Raw genomic sequence first — 1,338 nt, 5'->3', positions numbered from 1 at the left:
ATTCTTGTCTTTTTCTTCCCATAAAAAAATCCTCCTGATTAAGTTTATATTACCTTAATCAGAAAGATTTTCATACACAAAATTTATTACAGTCTCCTTAGAGGGAGAAAGAATGAATTGATAATATTACTATTATTTATATTTAAATGGACCATTTTTCGAATATTATCGTGGCCCATTTTTCGATTGACATTTACACAAATTTCTTTGGTTCTTTGGTAAAATATTTATCGAAGATGGTTTTTAGAAACGGAGTACTTTTCAATGCAAGTGAATTTCTAATTGCTCCCGGTTTTCTTTCTAATGAAGTTAAGTAATGTTTAATATCAATAGAAACTTCATTAGAGCCATCTTTCTTTTTATGTGAACAAACAAAATTGTCATTTACATAAATTTTTATCTCTCTTGCATAGTTTCTAATCACTACCGTTTTTCCAACAAGATAGTCCGGTACAGAATACTTATTTTTTTCTACCTGAACAAAAGAATATGAATCTACTTTTTGTGTGGTTATCTTTGCTAAATCATATTTTGGTTTTAATTTTAAAAGACTATTTTTTTCCTCTTCAATTAATGATGATTCATTCATTTTTAAAAGCTCTTTTTCTAAATATTCTTCAGCTTGTTCAAAGCTATCAAATTCATATTTAGGAGCGAAAACTTTTTTTCTAATTATCTTAACACTACCTTCAACATGTCCTTTTTCATTTCCCTTAAAACAATTAGTAACATTGATATTAAACCCATAGTAATTAGCAAAAACTAAAAGATTTGTATTTAATTCTTTTTCATTTTTTCCAATAAATCTCGTAACTACATTTTTCATATTGTCGTAAACGACTTGTTTGTACAAACCTCCGATCATTTCAAAAAACCTTACTTGTGAATCAAAAAAACTTCAGAAGTTTGGTTTGTGTAAAGAAATGCCCATCTAAAGTTTGAACAATACTTAAAGATTGTTTATGATTTTTAAGTTTCAAGTCTTTTTCTTTTTCACTTTCAAATATTTTATCTAATTCTTTAGTATATTTAACTTTTTTTCTATTAGTGCTATTATACTTAGGCTTTTGTGCTATTTTTTCTTGAACAATCCGAGCATCTATATTTTCAATTTCAAGCTCTTTTTGTAGTTCTTCGTATTCATTCCAATATTTTGCTACAGTTTTACGATTAACACCTAGTTTTTTTGATATTTCTCTATTTGAAATACCTTCCAGTTTAAGTCTTATTATTGCATGCTTATCTATTAAATTAATCACTCCTTTTACCTCCATACGAATTATGACATATGGAGAATTAATTTTAAATAAGTGGACCATTTTTCGGCTATTATTAATT

The 1,338-nt window shown here is 26.6% G+C and carries 2 protein-coding genes; both read right to left on the bottom strand.

The annotated features are described in order from the left end of the window. Positions 1 to 193 precede the first annotated feature (193 nt). Entirely contained in the window at positions 194 to 853 is a 660-nt protein-coding gene (locus ABGF45_RS08310) for a Mu transposase domain-containing protein (protein ID WP_408112840.1), read from the bottom strand. Between the two features lie 34 nt (positions 854 to 887). Beyond that, positions 888 to 1,259, bottom strand: a complete 372-nt coding sequence (locus ABGF45_RS08305) for a helix-turn-helix domain-containing protein (protein ID WP_408112839.1) — start codon at positions 1,257 to 1,259, stop codon at positions 888 to 890. Between the last annotated feature and the right edge of the window lie 79 nt (positions 1,260 to 1,338).

This window comes from Helcococcus sp. KG196, from assembly GCF_046035495.1.
Taxonomy (GTDB): Bacteria; Bacillota; Clostridia; order Tissierellales; family Peptoniphilaceae; genus Helcococcus; species Helcococcus ovis.
This window is presented reverse-complemented; position numbering and strand designations above follow the sequence as displayed.